This is a genomic window from Pseudomonas sp. Gutcm_11s, assembly GCF_028649395.1.
Classification (GTDB): domain Bacteria; phylum Pseudomonadota; class Gammaproteobacteria; order Pseudomonadales; family Pseudomonadaceae; genus Aquipseudomonas.
This window is the reverse complement of record NZ_JAQSUW010000001.1, coordinates 1-949: the sequence shown is the minus strand read 5'-3', so window position 1 is coordinate 949 and position 949 is coordinate 1. Positions and strand designations below refer to the sequence as shown.

Below are 949 nucleotides of genomic sequence, written 5' to 3'. Positions count from 1 at the left end.
CCGCCACTGACTTCGAGGTTGCCGGCCTGCACGCTGAGCGGCCCGGTGAAGCTGTTGCTGCCGCTGAGGGTGGTGGTGCCGGTACCGGTCTTGGTCACGCCGCCGCTGCCGGAGATGCTGCCGGCATAGGTGCCATTGCCGGTCTGGGCGATGGTGACCAGGGCGTTGTTGACGATGTTGTCGACCAGGTTCTGCGCACCGCCCTGCAGGGTGCCGGCATTGACCGACAGGGTGCCGCCGTAGCCGCTGTTGTCGCCGCCGAGGGTCAGCGTGCCGCTGCCATTCTTGATCAGCGCAGCGTTGCCGCTGAGGTCACCATTAAGGCCGAGGTTGTTGTTGCCGTTGAGGGTCAGAGCGCCGTTGAGCACGACATCGTTGCCCAGGTTCATCGCGCCGCTGGTGCTGAGGTTGGCCGGGCCTCCGACCGTAAGAGTGCCGCTGCCCAGCGCATTGGCGTTGCCGAGTACCAGGCTGCCGGCATTCAGGCTGGTGTTGCCGCTGTAGCCGCTGTTGTTGCCGGAGAGGGTCAGGCTGCCGGCGCCGTTCTTGATCAGTGCACCGCTGCCGCTGAGCACGCCCGTCAGGCCGAGGTCATGGCTGCCGCCGAGGGTCAGGGTATTGCCGAGGGCGATGGCATTGCCCAGGTTCAGCGCCTGACTGGCATCGAGGCCGGCGGCGCCGCTGACATTCAGTGCGCCGCTACCCAGGGCGCTGCCGTTGCCGACGATCAGGTTGCCGCCGCCAAGGGTGGTGCCGCCGGCATAGGTGTTCACGCCATTGAGGGTCAGTGTGCTCGCGCCCTGTTTGATCAGGCTGTTGCCCGCGCCGCCAGTGATGATGCCGTTGAGGGTGAAGTCGGCGGAGCCGGGCAGGGTCAGGTCATCGTCGAGGGTGATGGCGTTGGCCAGGGTGCGTGCGCTGGCGCTGTCCAGGTTGCTGGCGCCGGCGA

1 protein-coding gene is annotated in these 949 nt (G+C 67.3%); it reads right to left on the bottom strand.

The annotated features are described in order from the left end of the window. A partial coding sequence (locus tag PTT45_RS00005) for an autotransporter-associated beta strand repeat-containing protein (RefSeq protein ID WP_273810625.1) occupies positions 1-949 on the bottom strand: 949 nt, incomplete at both ends.